The sequence below is a fragment of the Streptomyces sp. YPW6 genome (assembly GCF_018866325.1).
Classification (GTDB): Bacteria; Actinomycetota; Actinomycetes; order Streptomycetales; family Streptomycetaceae; genus Streptomyces.
In genome coordinates this window covers 4,940,308-4,957,698 of the sequence record NZ_CP076457.1, presented here as the reverse complement: position 1 = coordinate 4,957,698, position 17,391 = coordinate 4,940,308, and the positions used below count along the sequence as shown (strand labels likewise).

Annotated in this window: 13 protein-coding genes, 1 other RNA gene and 1 pseudogene; 2 read left to right on the top strand and 13 right to left on the bottom strand. The window is 73.0% G+C overall.

Features of this window, described 5'->3' with window-relative positions; genetic code table 11:
- Positions 1 to 190: 190 nt before the first annotated feature.
- From KME66_RS21910 to KME66_RS21895, 4 genes and pseudogenes are all read right to left on the bottom strand, one after another.
- Positions 191 to 2,563, bottom strand: a complete 2,373-nt coding sequence (locus tag KME66_RS21910; RefSeq protein ID WP_073217035.1) for a UvrD-helicase domain-containing protein — start codon at positions 2,561 to 2,563, stop codon at positions 191 to 193.
- A 101-nt stretch (positions 2,564 to 2,664) separates the two neighbouring features.
- Positions 2,665 to 3,663, bottom strand: a complete 999-nt coding sequence (locus tag KME66_RS21905) for an anti-sigma factor (RefSeq protein WP_073215817.1) — start codon at positions 3,661 to 3,663, stop codon at positions 2,665 to 2,667.
- Entirely contained in the window at positions 3,660 to 4,247 is a 588-nt protein-coding gene (locus KME66_RS21900) for a sigma-70 family RNA polymerase sigma factor (RefSeq protein ID WP_073215814.1), read from the bottom strand. The genes KME66_RS21905 and KME66_RS21900 overlap by 4 nt, the downstream gene beginning before the upstream one ends.
- Before the next feature lie 288 nt (positions 4,248 to 4,535).
- Positions 4,536 to 5,117, bottom strand: a pseudogene (locus tag KME66_RS21895) (ABATE domain-containing protein); the annotation flags it as partial.
- A 92-nt stretch (positions 5,118 to 5,209) separates the two neighbouring features.
- On the opposite strand from KME66_RS21895, the gene KME66_RS21890 reads away from it, so the two are divergent.
- Positions 5,210 to 5,851: a GNAT family N-acetyltransferase gene (locus KME66_RS21890; RefSeq protein WP_216325061.1), complete on the top strand. Its 642-nt coding sequence runs from the start codon at positions 5,210 to 5,212 to the stop codon at positions 5,849 to 5,851.
- Here the strand turns inward: KME66_RS21890 and KME66_RS21885 are convergent.
- From KME66_RS21885 to KME66_RS21855, 7 genes are all read right to left on the bottom strand, one after another.
- Positions 5,784 to 6,347, bottom strand: coding sequence for a GNAT family protein (locus KME66_RS21885; protein WP_216325058.1), 564 nt, complete (start codon positions 6,345 to 6,347; stop codon positions 5,784 to 5,786). The genes KME66_RS21890 and KME66_RS21885 overlap by 68 nt on opposite strands.
- A 283-nt stretch (positions 6,348 to 6,630) precedes the next feature.
- On the bottom strand, positions 6,631 to 7,773 hold the full coding sequence (locus tag KME66_RS21880) for a uroporphyrinogen-III synthase (RefSeq protein WP_216325055.1): 1,143 nt from the start codon (positions 7,771 to 7,773) through the stop codon (positions 6,631 to 6,633).
- Between the two features lie 334 nt (positions 7,774 to 8,107).
- Complete coding sequence (locus KME66_RS21875) at positions 8,108 to 9,439, bottom strand: NarK/NasA family nitrate transporter (protein ID WP_216325052.1); 1,332 nt, start codon at positions 9,437 to 9,439, stop codon at positions 8,108 to 8,110.
- A gap of 187 nt (positions 9,440 to 9,626) precedes the next feature.
- Positions 9,627 to 10,787, bottom strand: a complete 1,161-nt coding sequence (locus tag KME66_RS21870) for an acyltransferase (RefSeq protein WP_216325036.1) — start codon at positions 10,785 to 10,787, stop codon at positions 9,627 to 9,629.
- Entirely contained in the window at positions 10,784 to 12,991 is a 2,208-nt protein-coding gene (locus KME66_RS21865) for a glycosyltransferase (protein ID WP_216325033.1), read from the bottom strand. The genes KME66_RS21870 and KME66_RS21865 overlap by 4 nt, the downstream gene beginning before the upstream one ends.
- Positions 12,992 to 13,690, bottom strand: coding sequence for a hypothetical protein (locus KME66_RS21860; RefSeq protein WP_216325030.1), 699 nt, complete (start codon positions 13,688 to 13,690; stop codon positions 12,992 to 12,994).
- A 163-nt stretch (positions 13,691 to 13,853) separates the two neighbouring features.
- Complete coding sequence (locus tag KME66_RS21855) at positions 13,854 to 14,825, bottom strand: LysR family transcriptional regulator (protein WP_073215794.1); 972 nt, start codon at positions 14,823 to 14,825, stop codon at positions 13,854 to 13,856.
- Between the two features lie 103 nt (positions 14,826 to 14,928).
- On the opposite strand from KME66_RS21855, the gene KME66_RS21850 reads away from it, so the two are divergent.
- Positions 14,929 to 16,365 (top strand): MFS transporter, encoded by a 1,437-nt coding sequence (locus tag KME66_RS21850; protein ID WP_253208438.1) that lies wholly within the window; start codon positions 14,929 to 14,931, stop codon positions 16,363 to 16,365.
- Between the two features lie 51 nt (positions 16,366 to 16,416).
- Here the strand turns inward: KME66_RS21850 and ssrA are convergent.
- Positions 16,417 to 16,803, bottom strand: a transfer-messenger RNA (tmRNA) gene (gene ssrA / locus KME66_RS21845).
- A gap of 97 nt (positions 16,804 to 16,900) precedes the next feature.
- A complete protein-coding gene (gene smpB / locus KME66_RS21840; protein ID WP_073215791.1) occupies positions 16,901 to 17,389 on the bottom strand; it encodes an SsrA-binding protein SmpB in 489 nt (162 codons plus the stop codon).
- Positions 17,390 to 17,391: the final 2 nt, after the last annotated feature.

Here is a 17,391-nt window from a genome sequence, read left to right as displayed (position 1 = left end):
CGGGGGCTTGGATCGAGCCGGTGCCAGTACCACGGTAACAAAGACCCCGGAAAAGTGATTCCCGTGCGCCGGGTTGACTCGCGGGACCGTGCGGCACCGGTTTCCGGGCGCTGCCGGCACCGGCCCCCCGGCACCGTCGGCGTCCGCCCCCCGGCGCTGTGCGGCACCGGCCCCGAGGCACCGTGCGGCGTCACTCCCTGAGCAGGTCGGGCACCCCGTCCTCGTCCGGCAGGTCCCGCTCCCCCGAGACCACCGTCAGCTGCTGCGTCGCCCGGGTCAGCGCCACGTACAGCACACGCAGGCCGGCCGGGGACTCGTCGGCGATCTCCGCCGGCGAGACGACCACCGTGGCGTCGTACTCCAGCCCCTTGGCCTCCAGGCTGCCCAGCGCCACCACCCGCTCCCCCAGCTCCGCGAGCCACTCGCGGGCCTGGGCGCGCCGGTTCATCGCGACGACCACGCCGACCGTGCCGTCCACCCGCGCCAGCAGGCGTGCCGCCTCCTCGCGGACCGTGGCGGCCAGGTCCCCGTCGCGGACCGGCTGGAAGCGCGGCACCACCCCGGTCGAGCGGACCGCCGCCGGGGACTCCATGCCGGGCATGGCCAGTGCCAGCACCTTGGCGGCCAGCTCCGCGATCTCCGCCGGGTTGCGGTAGTTGACGGTCAGGGTGAAGCGGCGGCGCGGCCGGGAGCCGAGCGCCTCGTCCCGGGCCGCGGCCGCCTCGTCCGGGTCGGACCAGGAGGACTGGGCCGGGTCGCCGACGATCGTCCAGGTGGCGTGCCGGCCGCGGCGGCCCACCATGCGCCACTGCATCGGGGTGAGGTCCTGCGCCTCGTCGACGATGACGTGGGCGTACTCCGTGCGCTCCGCCGCGAGCCGCTCGGCCCGCTCCCACTGGGTCTCCTCGCGCTGCGGCATCAGCTCCTCCAGACCCGTGAGCTGGTCCAGCGGATCGGCCTCGCGCTTGCGCCTGGGCCGGTTCGGGGTGCCCAGCAGGGCCTGGAGCTCGTCCAGGAGCGCCACGTCGTGGACGGAGAGCGGGCCGCCGCCCTCCGCGTCCAGGCGCCGCAGGGAGCGGGCCAGGCGGCGCACCTCGCCCTGGTTGAGGATGCGCCGGGACCAGCGGGCCAGCCGCCGCTCGTCGGCCATCGCGGCCAGCACCCGGCGGGGCGTCAGCTCCGGCCACCATGCGTCCAGGAACTCCAGGAACGGGGTCTCGGTGGAGACGTCCTCGTCGAACGAGGAACGCAGCTCGGCGACCAGCTCCGGGTCGGTGTAGCGGCCGCGCCCGGAGGACTTGTTCCACAGGGCGTCCAGCAGCAGCTTGCGGGCGCGCGGGCGCAGCAGGTTGACCGGGGCGGTGCCACCGAGCACGTTGTGCCGGATGCGCTTGAGTTCGTCGGCCTCCAGCTCGATCCGGGCTCCGAAGGCGACGACGCGCAGCCGGGTCGGGGTGGCCGCGGCCGTCGCCGGTGCGGGCTCCTCCCCGAAGGCGAGCTGACCGCTCTCCCGCGCGGGCCGCGGCGCCTCCAGCGCGCCCCGGGCCGCCTTGCGCAGGACGGGGAGCATCCGGGAGGAGCCCTTGATCCGGGCGACGGCCGGTTCGTCGTAGGCGGTGGCGCCCTCCGGCCCGGTCGCCTCCTCGGTGAGCGAGCCGATCGCGCGGATCGCGACCTGGCCCTCCTCGCCGAGCGAGGGCAGCACGCCTTCGGTGTACGCGACCAGGAGCGGGGTGGGCGAGACGATCAGGATGCCGCCCGCGTACCGCCGCCGGTCCTGGTAGAGCAGATACGCGGCCCGGTGCAGGGCGACGGCGGTCTTGCCGGTGCCGGGGCCTCCGGTGACCTCCGTGACGGAGGCGGCGGGGGCCCGGATGACCAGGTCCTGTTCGGCCTGGATGGAGGAGACGATGTCCCGCATGGTGTGGCTGCGGGCCTGGCCGAGCGCCGCCATCAGCGCGCCGTCCCCGATCACCGGGAGTTCCTCGCCGCCGAGGAACGCCGTCAGCTCCGGGCGCATCAGGTCGTCCTCGACGCCGAGGACCTTGCGGCCCTTGGAACGGATGACCCGGCGGCGTACGACACGGCCGGGGTCCTTCGGGGTGGAGCGGTAGAACGGGGCGGCGGCCGGGGCCCGCCAGTCGATCACCAGCGGCGTGTAGTCGGAGTCCAGGACCCCGATCCGCCCGATGTGCAGCGTCTCCGCGATATCGGCGGTGGCGTCCTCCCGTACGGAGTCGTCGGCCGGCTCCACGGAGGTGTACGCGCCGTCCGGGCCGCGCTCCCCGTCCTTGCCGAGCAGCAGGTCGATCCGCCCGAAGAGGAAGTCCTCGAACTCGCTGTTCAGCCGGTTGAGGTGGATCCCCGCCCGGAACACCTGGGCGTCCCGCTCCGCGAGCGCGCCGGGGGTACCGACCTGGCCGCGCTTGACGGCGTCGTTCATGAGGAATTCCGCCTCGTCGATCTTCTCTTCGAGGCGGTGGTAAACACGGTCGAGATGCTCTTGCTCGACACCGATTTCCCGGTCCCGCAGCGATTCGACAGCGGCATCCTGCGCGGCCACCGAGGCCCCCTTCTTCACGGCACTGGGCAGCCGTCAACCCTATAGCGAAGGGGGCCCGGGCGCACCTGCCGACCAGCCTCCGGCCGCGCGTCGCGCCCGGCTCAGGCCCCGATCTCCACCAGCCGCTCCCCGTCGAAGGTCCGCACCTCGAAGCGGGCGATGTCCTCGCGGTCCATCGCCGCCCCGCCGTGCACGTACAGCGGAGCCTTCGCCGTCGGGTTCGTCGCCCCCTCGATGCCGTATCCCCAGCGCGGGACGGACCAGGAGGTGACGACCTCCTCCTCACCGGTCCTGGAGACGGCGACCAGGGTGCACTTCTGCGGCCCCTTGACGTTCTTCAGCTCCAGGACCGTGTGGGTGCCCCAGGCCTTCTCCTCCATGCCGACGGTCGCGCCGACCCGGGTGGTGGGGTCGGTCGCCGAGACCTTCTCCGTCATGTGCTCGAAGAAGGCGTCCTCGGCCGGGCTGGTGGGGTGCGGTTCACCCACGGCCACCGACCCGCCGCCGCGGTCGTCGCCCCCCGTGACGGCGAAGGCGGCGACCGGCCCGCCGACGATCAGGGCGGCGGCCGCGGCGATCCAGTACCGGCTGCGCCGGGTGCGGCGGTGGCGTTTGCGCGCCACCTCGTCCATCAGTCCGCCGAGCAGGCGGGGCGCGGGCTTCTCGGGCGCGTGCGCTGCGGGGCGGGCACCGGGCACGGCGGACGGTGCCTCGGCGAGCATCGCGAGCATCGGCTCCATCCCCGCGAACTCGTCGAGATGCGCGGCGCACCGGGCGCAGCCCGCGAGGTGGGCCTCGAAGTCGGCGGCCTGCGCGTCGTCGAGGATGCCGAGGACGTACGCGGCGGCCGCGTCGTGCTCGGAGCCTTCGGCGCCCGCGGGGCCCGGGACGGAACCGGGACCGGGACCGGAGCCGAAGCGGCCGGCCGGACCGCTCGGAACGGTCGGGCCGTTCGCACCGGACGGGCCGGAGACGCCGGCGAGGTGCGCGGGTCCTGAGGGGTGCGCAGGACCCGCCGCATACGGGGGACGTGAGGGACCGGACGGCGTGCGGTGGCCGGGAGGCCTGGGCCCGAACGGCTGCCACTGCTGGTCGCTCATGCCGTGATCCCCCTTTCTTCGAGTGCGAGCTTCATCGAACGCAGTGCGTAGAACACCCGGGACCGCACGGTCCCGCTGGGGACACCGAGTACTTCGGCGGCCTCATTGACCGTACGCCCCTTGAAGTAGGTCTCGACCAATGCTTCCCGGTGCGCGGGGGTCAAATCTTCGAGCGCGTCCGAAAGCGTCATCAGCCACAGCGCCTTGTCGATCTCGTCCTCCGCGGGAATGACCTCCAGCGGCGACGGATCGACCTCGCGCGGCCGGGCCTGCCGGCTGCGGTGGTTGTCGATGACGATGCGCCGGGCGACCGTCACCAGCCAGGGTCGGACGGAGCCGGTGGCCCTGCCCAGGCGACCGGCGTTCTTCCAGGCACGGATGAGCGTCTCCTGCACCACGTCCTCGGCCCGCTGGCGGTCGCCCGCGACGAGTCGCAGGACGTACGCGAGCAGCGGCCCGGCGTGTTCGCGGTACAGCGCCCGCATCAGCTCCTCGTCCGGTATCCCGGAGGAGGACGGGGCCGGCTCACTGCGATGTCGAGCCCTGTGCGGACGGTCATCGGCCACGGCCGCATCCTTGCGCACCCGAACCTCCCGGTCGAGACCTCTGAAACGAGCTCCTGGACCATCGATACGGGGGTGGGCGCCGGTTCATTCAACGGCGGGCGGATTTTCTTTCTCCGGGCCGTGCGGGCCGTGCGGACTGGGCGGGCCGTGGGGGCCGTGGGGGCCGTCGGGACCGTGCGGGCTGTAGGGGGTGTGCGGGCTGTGGGGGCCGCCCGGACCGTCCGGGTTCTGGGGGCCGTGCGGGCCGGGCTCTCCCGGGCGGGACGCCCCGGGTGCCGCCGGGCCGGCGGCACCGGCCGTCCCCGAGGTTCTGCGCCGGTGGCGGGCGACGCGTTCGCGGTTGCCGCAGACCTCCCCGGAGCACCAGCGCCGCCGCCCGCCGCGCGAGGTGTCCAGGTAGAGCCGGTGGCAGGCCTCGCCCTGGCAGCGGCGCAGGGCCGCCCGCGCGACGGGGTCGGTGAGCAGGTCCACCGCGTCCCGGGCCACGGCGGCGAGGAGACCCGCGCAGTCGGGCACGGCGCTCAGGGCCCGCACCAGGTCACCGTCCGCTCCGCGCACCGCGCGGGGGCCCGGAGGGGCTCCGGACGCCAGGGAGTTGACCCGCTCCAGCGCACCGTCGGCCGGAGGCCCGCCGAGCTGAGCGGCCATCAAGCACGCGATATCGCAGCGCAGTTCGCGGAAGCGGACCACCCAGGTGTCGTCCAGCGCCGCCAGCACGGTGTCCGGCGGGACGAGCCGGGCGTCGGTCAGCCACTGGGTCAAACAGCCTGGCCCGTCGAGCTGTTCGCTGGTGCCGGGCACCCCGCCCGCGCGTTCCGTGGCCACCAGATCGAGGCAGATCCGGCCCGCGTCGAAGCGCCACATCCGCGCACCTCTGCCCGCCGCCATGCTCACGTTCACCGCCTCGGATCTCCGGGGGAACGGCCCTCCCCAGAGTGCTCCTGTCGGGGCCCGGCCGGAACCCCGCTACCGTGACGGTCATGAGCGATCTCGGGGGATGGACGGCCCACGGGGATCTCGCCCTCACGGCCGATGGCTTGCTCCTGCGGCCCTGGCGCGAGGAGGACGTACCTGAGCTGCTGAGGGCGTACGACGATCCGCTGATGCGGCAGTGGGTGCGGCGGCCCGTGGACACGCCCGAAGAGGCCGCCCGCTGGCTGGAGTCGCAGCGTGCGGGGTGGGCGTCGGGTACCCGGTTCGGCTTCGCGGTGACGGACCCGGGCCGGGCCGGGGAGCTGGTCGGCAACCTGACGCTGAAGCGCCCCGGCCCGGGGGCCGAGCGGGCCGAGCGGGCCGAGGTGGGGTACTGGACGGCGGCGTGGGCGCGGGGGCGGGGCGTGGCGCCCAGGGCCTTGGAGGCGCTGAGCGCCTGGGCGTTCACGACTTTCGCGGAACAGGGCGTGCAGCGGCTGGAGTTGCTGCACCAGTTGGACAACGTGGCCTCGTGCCGGGTCGCGGAGAAGTGTGGATACCCGTTGGCACGGGTGATCCCGGCGCTGCCGCCCGACTACCCGCTGGACGGCCATGTGCATGTGCGGGAGGCTCCGGCGGCGGTCACCCGGCCGGCGGGTCGTCGTGGAGGAGCCGCTGGTACAGGTGGTGGTCGCGCCAGCGGGCGTTGATGTGCAGATAGCCGGGTGCGGTGCCGACGTGCTCGAAGCCCGCCTTCGCGAGCACCCGCTGGGACGGGGCGTTGTCGGTGACGGTGGCTGCCTCGACCCGGTGCAGGCCCAGCCGGTCGCGGGCCGCGTCGCAGACCGCGCGGACGGCCGCGGTGGCGAGGCCGCGTCCGGTGTGGCCCTCGTCGACCCAGTAGCCGAGGCGGCCGTTGCGGAACGGGCCCCGCTCGATTCCGGAGAGCGTGAAGGCGCCGATCACCTGGTCGTCGGCGTCCGCGAGCACCCAGGGCATGGCCCGCCCGGCGTCCCGGTCTGCCAGCAGGGTGGTGAGCCGGGCGGTCTGGCCCTCGACGGTGTAGAAGGCGTCGGGGCGTACGGGGTCCCAGCGGCGCATGTGGGCGCGATTGCGGGTCAGAGCAGTGGCGAAGGCGGGTGCGTCGGAGAGTCCGGCGGGGCGGAAGGCGACGTCCGGGGCGAGGAGGTGGGTGCGGTCGGTCATCCGGTCACGCTAACCGGGACGGTCCGGCTCCCGGGGAAGGGGCCCGGCGAGAGACCTGCTCCCGGGGCGGGGCCCGGCCGGTCCGGCCGGCCTGACCGTACGGGCGCGAGCAGGGTCCGGCTCCCGGGGAAGTGCGTCCGGCCGAGGTCTGGCCGGACGGGCCGTACGGGCGCGAGCAGGGCCCGGCTCCCCGGGGCGGGGAGTGCGTCCGGCCGCCCCAGGCGTACGCCCGCTGTTCCCCCCTGTGGCATGCGACCGCACTGCCGTCCGCCGCAACAGGCCCTCAGCGCCCGTACTTCGTGTCCGCCGACGGGTCCAGCGCCAGTCGGTAGCCGCGCTTGACGACCGTCTGGATCAGCCGGGGCACGCCCAGCGCGGAGCGCAGCCGGGCCATCGCCGTCTCCACCGCGTGCTCGTCGGATCCGCTGCCGGGCAGCGCCCGCAGCAGGTCGGCGCGGGCCACCACCCAGCCGGGGCGGCGGGCCAGCGCGCGCAGGAGGGCCATCCCCGCGGGCGGCACCGCGCGCAGTTCGGCGTCGACGAGGACGGCGTGCCCCCGGATCTCGACGCGGTGGCCGGCTACGGGCAGGATGCGGGCGGCCGACGGGAGTTGGGCGCACATCAGCTGGACGAGGGGGCCCAGCCGGAAGCGTTCCGGCTGGAGGGTGTCGATGCCCCGGGCCTGGAGCGGGAGGGCGGTGACCGGTCCGACGCAGGCGACCAGCACGTCGTCGCGCAGGGCGCCGAGGATCTCCGGGAGCAGTCCACGGGTCTCGGCCCGGCCCAGGAACGAGGCGGCGGCGGGCGCGCTGGTGAAGGTGATCGCGTCCAGGCCCCGGGCGGCCGTGACGTCGAGCATCCGGTCGAGCGGGGCGATGTCCTGCGGCGGCGTCCAGCGGTAGACGGGGACGACGACGACCTCGGCGCCCGCGGCCGTCAGCGACTCGACGAAGCCCGGCAGCGGTTCGCCGTGCAGCTGGAGGGCGATCCGGCGCCCCGCGACGCCCTCGGAGAGGAGCCGGTCGAGGACCTCGGCCATCGATTCGGACCCGGGCGACCAGGTATCGGTGAGTCCGGCTGCGCGGATGGCGCCCTTGACCTTGGGGCCCCGGGCGAGGAGTTCGGCCCCGCGCAGGGTCTCCAGAAGAGCGTCGCCGACCCCCCAGCCGTCGGCCGCCTCGATCCAGCCGCGGAAGCCGATCGCGGTGGTGGCGACCGCCACGTCGGGAGCGTGGCCGATCAGCTCCTTGGTGGCGGCGAGGAGTTCGCTGTCGTCGGCGAGCTGCACGATCCGCAGCGCGGGGGCGTGCAGGACGGCGGCCCCGCGGCGTCGGAGGAGCGTGCCCAGTTCCTCGGCCCGTCGGGCGGCGGTCACCCCGACGGTGAAGCCCGCGAGGGGGCCGTGCGCTGTGTCGTCGACCTGCATGGCGTGTTCCCGGCTCCTGTGTTCCCGCTGATACGCACGTGTTCCCGCTCGTACGCGGTGGTTTCGGTTGGTCGGCGATGGCTCCCGCTCGTACGCGGTGGTCTCCGTCGGCAGGCGATGGCTCCCGCTCGTACGCGGAGGATTCCGTCGGCAGGCGATGGCTCCCACTGGTACGCGGTGGTCTCCGTCGGTCGGCGACGGCTCCCGCTCCTGCGCGGCCCTTTCCGTTGGTGGCGCGAAGTGCGGAGGCCCGAGACTGCCAACGGTGCGTGACAGGCTCGGTTCCCCCGTATTTCCCGGCCGTTACGGCGCACGACGCCGGACCGCGCCGTTTCTACACCTCCGCGTAACCGAGCTGGGCCCGGGCGGGCGCCGGTGCCGGGCGGCGAAGGTATACCGCCCAGGTGAGCGCGGAGCACACCCCGTAGAAGGCGAGGAAGGACCAGAAGGCCGCTGTTCCGGTGCCCGAGGTCTGGAAGGACTGGCGGAAGGCGAGGTTGATCGCCAGGCCGCCGAGGGCGCCGACGGCCCCGATGAGGCCCATGGCCGCGCCGGAGAGCCGCCGTCCGCGGGCGGCGGCCGCCTCGCTCTCCAGGCCCCGGGCCAGCGCCTTGGTGTGGAAGATGCCGGGGATCATCTTGTACGTCGAGCCGTTGCCGAGACCCGTCAGGACGAACAGGGCGGTGAAGCCGGTGAGGAAGAGCGGCAGCGAGGCGGTCCCGGAGGCGTGGATGACGACGCCGGTGGCGGCGGCCATCGCGACGAAGGTGGCCAGGGTGATGCGCGCGCCGCCGTACCGGTCGGCGAGCCGGCCGCCGACGGGCCGGACCAGGGAGCCCAGCAGCGGGCCGACGAAGGTGAGCGAGGCGGCCTGGAGCGGGGTGCGGCCGAACTGGGTCTGGAGCACCAGGCCGAAGGCGAAGCTGTAGCCGATGAACGAGCCGAAGGTGCCGATGTAGAGGATCGACATGATCCAGGTGTGCGGGTCGCGCACGGCCTCCAGCGCGGCGCCGGTGTCGTTCTTCACGGGCCGCAGATTGTCCATGTACAGGGCGGCGCAGACGGCGGCCAGGACGATCAGCGGCACGTAGACGCCGAGGACGATCCGGGGGTGCGAGGCGCCCAGGGTGCCGATGACGAGCAGACCGACGAGCTGGACGACGGGTACGCCGATGTTGCCGCCGCCCGCGTTGAGGCCGAGCGCCCAGCCCTTCTCGCGCAGCGGGAAGAAGGCGTTGATGTTGGTCATCGACGAGGCGAAGTTGCCGCCGCCGATCCCGGTGAGCGCCGCGACCGCCACGAATGTGCCGTACGACGTTCCGGGTTCCATCACCCAGAACGCGGCCAGGGTCGGGACGAGCAGGCTCACCGCGCTGAAGACCGTCCAGTTGCGGCCGCCGAAGCGGGCGACGGCGAAGGTGTACGGCACCCGGACCAGTGCGCCGACGAGGGTGGCGGTCGAGATGAGGAAGAACTTCCCGGCCGGGTCGATGCCGTACTCCGGTCCCATGAACAGGACCATCACCGACCACAGGGTCCAGATGGAGAATCCGATGTGCTCGGAGAGCACGGAGAACCAGAGGTTGCGGCGGGCGGTGCGTTCGCCCTTCTCCCGCCAGAACGTCTCGTCCTCCGGCTCCCAGGTCTCGATCCAGCGGCCTACCATCACGCGCCTCCACAGGGGGTCGGGGTGTTGTTCCCGACGCTAGGGAGCCCGCGTTTCGGTGCGGTGCCGCGAGGTGACCGGTGCGCAACCTTGCTCTCACCGGGCCGGGAGCGGCCCGGTGAGATGCGGTGCCCGCCCGCCCCTGCCCTCCCGTCACCGGGGCGGGAACGGGAGGGACCGACGGGTCCTACCGCCTGCCGTCCGGCCAGAGGCGGGGCCGGCGCTTGGCCGCGACGTCCTCCACCCAGCCCACGGCGACGATCACGAGTGCGATCAGCGGCCAGATGAGCAGGGTCATCAGCAGGGTGTACCCGGCCTCGACCGTCGATCCCAGGTGTGCGTCCACGTACGGGATCTCCCAGAGGAGGTCGAGCAGCGGTATCGTCGCCAGGATCAGCAGGTTGTGCCAGAGGTAGATCGTCACGGCCCGGTTGTTGGCGAGCGTGACCAGGCGGTCGAAGCGGGCCAGCCGGCCGGGGAGCTCCTGCCAGGACGGGGCGTACTGGAGCAGGATCACGCAGAAGCCGAGCGACCAGGCGGCCTGGGCCATCGGGATGTCGTTGAGGTCCCAGCCGTCCGCGGTGAGGTGCCCCGAGGCCCACCAGAGCCCGAAGCCCATGACGATCGACGCCACCGAGACGGCGAGGTAGCGCGGCACGTCCTTGAACAGGCCGTCGTGGTGGGCGAAGCCGAGGATCCAGCAGGAGCCGAACACCGCGAAGTCGCTGAGCGCGTTGCCGGTCTCGCCCGGGATCGTCACCAGGCCGGTGCCGATCACGGCGGTCAGGCCGAGCGGGGCGAGCAGCGTCACCCAGGGCAGCTTCCGGAACGCCCGGAGCAGCAGGGGCGAGGCGAGGACGAACCAGAGGTAGGCGCGGATGTACCAGAGCGGGCCGGCCGCCTGGACCGCCCAGGTGTCCTCCAGCAGCCCGGCCTTGTCACCGCTGGACCAGGGGAAGGGGGGTGCGCCGACCGGGAAGACGTACCAGGCCAGCTTGACGAACCACCACAGGCCCTCCTCCTTCACCGGCCGCCAGCTGAGCGCGAACATCATCGGTACGGCGATGAGCGAGAACACCCACATGGGCGGCAGCAGGCGGCGGATGCGGCCCCGGATGACCCCGGCGGCGGGGCGGGCCAGCGACCGGGCCATCAGCGAGCCGGCCAGGGCGAACATCACGCCCATGGAGGGGAAGACGATGGTCAGCCAGGCCCAGCCGAAGATGTGGTAGATCACCACGCGGACCAGGGCGATCGTCCGGAGCAGGTCGAGATAGCGGTCCCGGCCGGGCCTGCCCGTCGCGGCGGGCGCCGCGGGGGTGCCGGCGGGCACGGTGGCGGCGCTCATCCGACGGGCCTCCTCTCGGGGACGGACCCGGTCCCGCGCCGCTGGGCGGAGACGGCTCCGGGAGCCTCCACCGCGCCGGTGCGGCGCAGCTTCTGCCAGCGCAGCCGGCCGCCGGTGAGCGCGGTGATCCAGGACTGGAGCAGCACGACGTACATGAGCTGGCGGTAGAGGATCTGCTGGAGCGGCAGCGAGAGGAGGTGCGTCATGCGTTCCTTGTCCAGCCGGAAGGCGTACGCGGCGCAGACGGCCTGGACGACCAGGACGCCGAACCACGCGGCCACCGTCTTGCCGGTCGGGCCGAAGACGAGCCCGTACAGCAGGAACACGTCGATGAGCGGTGCGAGCAGCGGGGCGACGACCATGAACAGGGAGACGAACGGCAGACCGACCCGCCCGAAGCGGCCCGAGGGGCCGCGTTCGACGACGGCCCGCCGGTGCTTCCAGATGGCCTGCATGGTGCCGTAGCTCCACCGGTAGCGCTGCGACCAGAGCTGCTGCACGGATTCCGGGGCCTCGGTCCAGGCGCGGGCGTTCTCCGCGTAGACGACGCGCCAGCCGTCCCGGTGCAGGGCCATGGTGATGTCGGTGTCCTCGGCGAGGGTGTCCTCGCTCATCCCGCCGACCCGTTCCAGGGCCTCGCGGCGGAACGCCCCGACCGCGCCGGGGATGGTGGGCATGCAGCCGAGCATGTCGTACATACGGCGGTCCAGGTTGAAGCCCATCACGTACTCGATGTGCTGCCAGGCGCCGATGAGGGAGTCGCGGTTGCCGACCTTGGCGTTGCCCGCGACGGCTCCGACCCGGGGGTCGGCGAAGGGCTGGACCAGTTCGCGGACGGTGGACGGTTCGAAGACGGTGTCGCCGTCCATCATCACGACGATGTCGTAGCGGGCGTTCCGGATGCCGTTGTTGAGGGCGGCGGGTTTGCCCGCGTTCCGCTGGCGGACGACCCGGACGCGGGGCAGCCGCATGGCCTCGACGAGGTCGGCGGTGCCGTCCGTGGAGCCGTCGTCGATGACGATGATCTCGATCGGGTGGTCGCTGGCGACCAGGGAGCGCACGGTCGCCTCGATGCACTCGCGTTCGTTGTACGCGGGGACCAGGACGGAGACCGGACGGGCGAGGGGTTCGCCCCAGCTGAAGTCCCTGCGGCGGACCTTGCGGGCGTGCAGGAAGGAGAGCAGCAGCATCAGGCCGAAGCGGGCCAGCACCAGGGCGCCGATGGCGGCGAGGCCGACGACCAGGACGCCGGTGATCCGCTCGGAGACGGCGACGGCCAGGACGAACGCCTTGCCCTTCCACAGGGCGAACCCGGTGACCGGGGTGTGCGCGCTGGGGGCGTCCAGGGCCGTGGTGAGGCGGGTGAAGGTGTAGCCGCGCTCCGTGAGGTCGGGCAGCAGGGTGTCGAGGGCGGCCACGGTCTGCGAGCGGTCGCCACCGGAGTCGTGCATCAGGATGATCGCGCCCTTGTGGCCCTTGGGCGTGGCCCGCTCGACGATGGCGCGGACCCCGGGGCGCTTCCAGTCCTCACTGTCGGTGTCGTTGACGACGGTGAGGTAGCCGCGGCTGCCGATGTACTCCGTGACCGGCCAGGACTTGTTGTCCATGGCGTCGGAGAAGGAGGAGTAGGGCGGCCGGAAGAGCGAGGTGCGGACGCCCGCCGCGCCCGCCAGTGCCAGCTGGTTCTGCGACAGCTCCCAGTCGATGCGCCCGGTGGACTGGTAGGAGAGGTCGGGGTGGTTGAAGGTGTGCAGCCCGAGCTCGTGGCCCTCCTCCACCATCCGCCGGACCAGGTCCGGGTGGCGGGCGGCCATGTTGCCGGTGACGAAGAAGACGCCGTGGGCGTCGTACTCCTTCAGCTTGTCGAGCACCTTCGGCGTCCACACCGGGTCGGGCCCGTCGTCGAAGGTGAGGACGATCCGGCGGTCGGGTATGCGCAGGGTCTTCGCGTGACCGGAGCGGATGTCGATCACGGGCCCGCCGTCCAGGACCTTCTCCGGAACGTGGTTCTGGCGGGCGGCGTCACGGACCCGGTGGTCGGCGAGGATCTCGCTGTGCACGTATCCGCGCAGCATCAGCATCGCGAGCAGGGCGACGAGAAGCGTCGTCGGCAGGAGGTAGCGCATGGGGAGCCTGAGCCGGCTCCGGCCGCGTGACGCCGTCCTCTTCCTGCCGTTCCTGCCCCGCGTGGCGGGGAAGTTCATCTACGGGGCGCTCTCTTCCTGCACCGGCTGTTCGGGGTCCTCGGCGGGCGGGGTCGTCGGGTCGGCCGGCTCCGGCTCGGGGGGCGGCGTGGGGTCGGCCGGCGGTTTGGCGGTCGAGGTGGTGGGGGCCGGCTTCGTGGCTCCGCCGCTGCTGCCACCGCTGCCACCGCTGCCTGCGGTACGGGACGGGGCCGCGGAGGCGGACGCCGAGGGGCGGTCCGCCGAACCGGCGGGCACGATCACGGAGGTGGCCGAGGGGGTGGCGGCCACGGGCGCGCCGGACTCGACGACCACCGGGGAGCCGGAGGCGCCGGGCCCCGGCTCGGGGGCGTCGTCGGCCGGGTCGTCGTCCTCGGTGCCGGCGCTGGGCTCGGGGAGGTCGTCGACCTGCTCCGCCCGCGCCTTCTCCTCGGGTCCGGACAGGGGCAGCCAGGGGGCGCTGGAGTTGCCGCCGAGGACGGCGAAGACCAGCGTCACGGCGTAGCCGGCGCAGACCGTGGCCAGGACCCAGCCGAGGCGTCGGAAGGTCTTGCTGCGGCGACCGCTCTCGTCGACGAAGACGGGGCCGTCGGAGCCGTCCGGCGGAGCGGGTTCGCCGGGCAGCTCGGCGAGCTGACGGCCGAGTCCGTCGAGTTGGATCGTCGCGTCGTTGGGCTCGTGCGTGTGCCCGGTCCTCGTGCCTTCGCGCCAGTTGTCCACAGGTGCAGCCCATCCCCCAACTCAATGAATCAGGCGCACTCATTTTGACTGGTTCTTTACTGTCGGACTGGGCCCCCACCCGTCCACGAACCCGGCGTCCATGCACCCGGACGATGAATGTAGCGCACGATGTTGACGCCCAAGGGCTCCTGAACGGAGTTGATCAGGAACGGTTTCGCATCAGTGACAGATCGGACGCGGGCAGCCAGGATCCGGACGGTCGCAGCAGCCACCCCTCCGCTAGGGCCAACTGGTCAGTAGCGTTGCGCAGCGCGTCCACGCCGGGGTGCCGCAGCCCCTTCCGCCAGACCAGCGAAACCGGCGAAAGCGGAATCGGGTCGACGAGCGGGCGCAGGACGGTCCCGGGCATCGGCGGGAAGTCGACGACCGCCAGTACGGGGTGCCCACCCTTCTCCATGACCCGTTGAAATTCGGCCACACCCACGGCGAGGGGGACGGGCGGGGCCAGCACGATGTCCCACTCGGCGAAGAGCGACGCGGCGAGGTCGGTCCACTCCCGTGTCCGCTCGTTGCCGGCCCCCGCGTAGACGGTCTCGCCGGACAGCTCGGCCAGGGCGACGGTCTCGCGCTCGGCGAGGGGATGGGCCAGGGGCAGCATCAGGGCCATCGGCTCGTACCGCACCGGGTGCAGGGAAAGCCCGGCGCGCACGGCGGGGGCCAGTCCGGCGGCCCGGCCGAAGGAGACGTCGAGCCGGCCGGCCAGGATCTCGGCGGCGGCCCAGGTGAGCCCCGACTCGAAGCGGGCCATCAGCTCGCACGCGGGCACCAGTTCACGGGCGCGCGCCAGCACCCGGGCGGCGGTCGCCCCGTCGCTGTTCAGGTCCACGAGCAGCGGCCGGGCGGGCGCGCCGCTGAAGGCCCCGGCGAGCTCGGCGTGCGCGTCGAGGACCCGGCGGGCGTACGGCAGCAGGCGTTCGCCGTCCGGGGTGAGCGTGACCTGCCGGGTGGTCCGGACGAACAGCTCGGCGCCCAGCTCGCGTTCCAGTCGGCGGACGTCCCGGCTCAGCGCCTGCTGGGCGACGAAGAGCCGGGCGGCGGCCCGGGTGAAGTGCAGTTCGTCGGCGACGGCGAGGAAGGCGCGCAGCAGCCGGGGATCGGTGTCGGGAGGAGGCACGCCGCGAATCTACCGGGCGGGGCCTGATTCACAACAGGACCGCGTGAATCGGTACGGATCAGGTGTTGGACCCGGGCGGCGGGGCGCGGCGAGCCTGGTCCGTATGCCGATATCCCCTGCCGCCCGCCCGGAGACCCCGCCCCGGTCCGCCCCGCACGTCCTGACGGATCCCGCCCTCCCGGCGGGACCGGCCCCCGGACCGGGGCGGTCCACCCGGCCCGGTCCGGGGGCCCGGCCCGTGGCCGCGCCCCGGCCCGTCCGGGCCCCCGCTCCCCCGTCCACGGCCCTGCTCACCACCTCCGGCGGCCAGTTGGTCGCGGCCCCGCGCTCCGCGCCGACGGACGCCGGGACCCGGCGGACGCGTCCGCCGTCGCATCCGTACCTCCGGCTGCTGGCGGCCCCCGGGGCCCGTGCCTTCACGGCGGGCAATCTGATCGCCCGGCTGCCGATGGGGATGCTCAGCGTCAGCGCGGTCATCATGATCGCCGGGTCCCGGGGCTCGTACGCCCTGGCCGGGGCCGTCACCGCGACCGGCCTGGCCGCGACGGCGGTGGTCGCGCCGTTCACCGCCCGGCTCGTGGACCGCTTCGGGCAGGCACGCGTCGCCGTGCCCGCCACCGCGCTCGCCGTGCTGGGGTCGCTGGCCCTGGTGCTGTGCGTGCACCACGACGCCCCGGCCTGGACCCTGTTCGCCGCGTACGCCGCGACCGCGACGACCCCGAACACCGGCGGGATGTCACGGGCCCGCTGGGCGCATCTGCACCGGGGCGATCCGGCGGCGCTGCACACCGCGAACTCCTTCGAGCAGGCCGCCGACGAGCTGTGCTTCATGCTGGGCCCGGTGCTGGCCGCGACGCTCTGCGGGGCGCTGTTCCCGGAGGCGGGCACGCTGGCCGGGGCGGCGCTCCTGATGACCGGCGTCCTGATCTTCGCCGCCCAGCGCGCCACGGAACCGCCCGTCACCCCGCGCACGAAGACGGTGGCCTCCCCGCTGCGCGCCCCCGGGATGCCCGCGCTGCTGGCGGTCTTCCTCGCCACGGGGGCGGTGTTCGGGGCGCTGGAGGTGGTCTCCATCGCGCATGCCGGGGGCGCGATCCTGGCACTCCAGGCGGCGGGCTCGTGCGTGGCGGGCCTGCTCTACGGCTCGCTGCGCCCGGCCCGCAACGTCCGTCTCCGGTTGCTGCTGTGCCTGGCCGCGATGACGGCCCTGATGTCCCTGCCGCTGCTGGCCGCCACCGCGTCGGCCACCCTGCCGGTCCTGGCGCTGTGCCTGCTGCTGGCGGGGGCGGCGACCGCGCCGACCATGGTCACGGGCATGACGCTGGTCCAGCGGGCGACCCGCCCGGAGCAGCTGAACGAGGGCATGACGCTCTCGGTGACCGCGCTGCTGGGCGGGGTGGCTGCCGGGGCGGCGGCGGGCGGCCGACTGGTCGAGCACGCGGGGACGGTCCCCGGCTACGCGGTCCCGCTGTCCGCAGCGGCCCTCGCACTGGCCGTCGCCGCCGCGGGCTTCGGGTACGACCGGTGGCGGCGGACATGAAAAAACCGCCGCCCCGCGAGCGAACTCGCGGGGCGGCGGCCTACATGGGAATTGTGGAGATGGCGGGAATCGAACCCGCGTCCAACGGTGCGGAACCAGGGCTTCTCCGAGTGCAGTTCGCTGCGCTTTTCTCGGCCCCGGAGGTCACGCGAACAAGCCTCCGACAGGCTCAGCCACTGTTTGATTTCCTTCTCGGACCCGTGGCCGGACCGAGAAGTTTAGATCCCTAGCTGATGCCAGGATCCGGGTCGGGATCACCCCCGGGCTGACACTCCGCAGAGTCTTCGCTAGCTGCTAATTAGGCAGCGAGGGCGAAGGCGGAGGAATCGCGCTTGGAATTGGCGATTATTGTTTGCGACATATGGTTTACGAGATCATTGCCGCTTCCTCGACTCGCTTCCCCTGCTTCGACATCCGCTGTCGAAACCGATCATCCCCATGTGGTGTTGTCAAAACGCGCACCCTCGTCGGGGTGCACGGCCCATCGTACGTGACCAACGCGGGACGATGCCAGCGTATTCCCCGTGCGGGGTGATCAGGCGCTGCGCTGCCGCCGGCGGGCCGCCGCGATGGCGCGGTTCGTCTCGCGCGTGTCCTGCTTCTCGCGGAGCGTCTGCCGCTTGTCGTACTCCTTCTTTCCCTTCGCGAGCGCGATCTCGACCTTGACGCGGCCGTCCTTGAAGTACAGCGCGAGCGGCACGATGGTGTGGCCCGTCTCCTGCGACTTCGACTCCAGCTTGTCGATCTCGGCCCGGTGCAGCAGCAGCTTCCGCTTCCGCTTGGCCGCATGGTTGGTCCAGGTGCCCTGGACGTACTCGGGGACGTGGATGTTGTGGAGCCACGCCTCGTGGCCGTCGATCTGCACGAAGCCGTCGACCAGGGAGGCCCGTCCCATGCGGAGGGACTTGACCTCCGTCCCCATGAGAACGAGGCCGCACTCGTAGGTGTCGAGGATCGTGTAGTCGTGCCGCGCCTTCTTGTTCTGCGCGATCATCTTGCGCCCGGTGTCTTTGTCCTTCGCCATAG

What these genes read in the sequence shown, in the direction of transcription:
- KME66_RS21905 (WP_073215817.1), bottom strand. Translation starts at nt 3,663, where the DNA reads ATGAGCGACCAGCAGTGGCAGCCGTTCGGGCCCAGGCCTCCCGGCCAC.
- KME66_RS21890 (WP_216325061.1), top strand. Translation starts at nt 5,210, where the DNA reads ATGAGCGATCTCGGGGGATGGACGGCCCACGGGGATCTCGCCCTCACG.
- KME66_RS21885 (WP_216325058.1), bottom strand. Translation starts at nt 6,347, where the DNA reads ATGACCGACCGCACCCACCTCCTCGCCCCGGACGTCGCCTTCCGCCCC.
- KME66_RS21880 (WP_216325055.1), bottom strand. Translation starts at nt 7,773, where the DNA reads ATGCAGGTCGACGACACAGCGCACGGCCCCCTCGCGGGCTTCACCGTC.
- KME66_RS21875 (WP_216325052.1), bottom strand. Translation starts at nt 9,439, where the DNA reads ATGGTAGGCCGCTGGATCGAGACCTGGGAGCCGGAGGACGAGACGTTC.
- KME66_RS21870 (WP_216325036.1), bottom strand. Translation starts at nt 10,787, where the DNA reads ATGAGCGCCGCCACCGTGCCCGCCGGCACCCCCGCGGCGCCCGCCGCG.
- KME66_RS21865 (WP_216325033.1), bottom strand. Translation starts at nt 12,991, where the DNA reads ATGAACTTCCCCGCCACGCGGGGCAGGAACGGCAGGAAGAGGACGGCG.
- KME66_RS21850 (WP_253208438.1), top strand. Translation starts at nt 14,929, where the DNA reads ATGCCGATATCCCCTGCCGCCCGCCCGGAGACCCCGCCCCGGTCCGCC.
- smpB (WP_073215791.1), bottom strand. Translation starts at nt 17,389, where the DNA reads ATGGCGAAGGACAAAGACACCGGGCGCAAGATGATCGCGCAGAACAAG.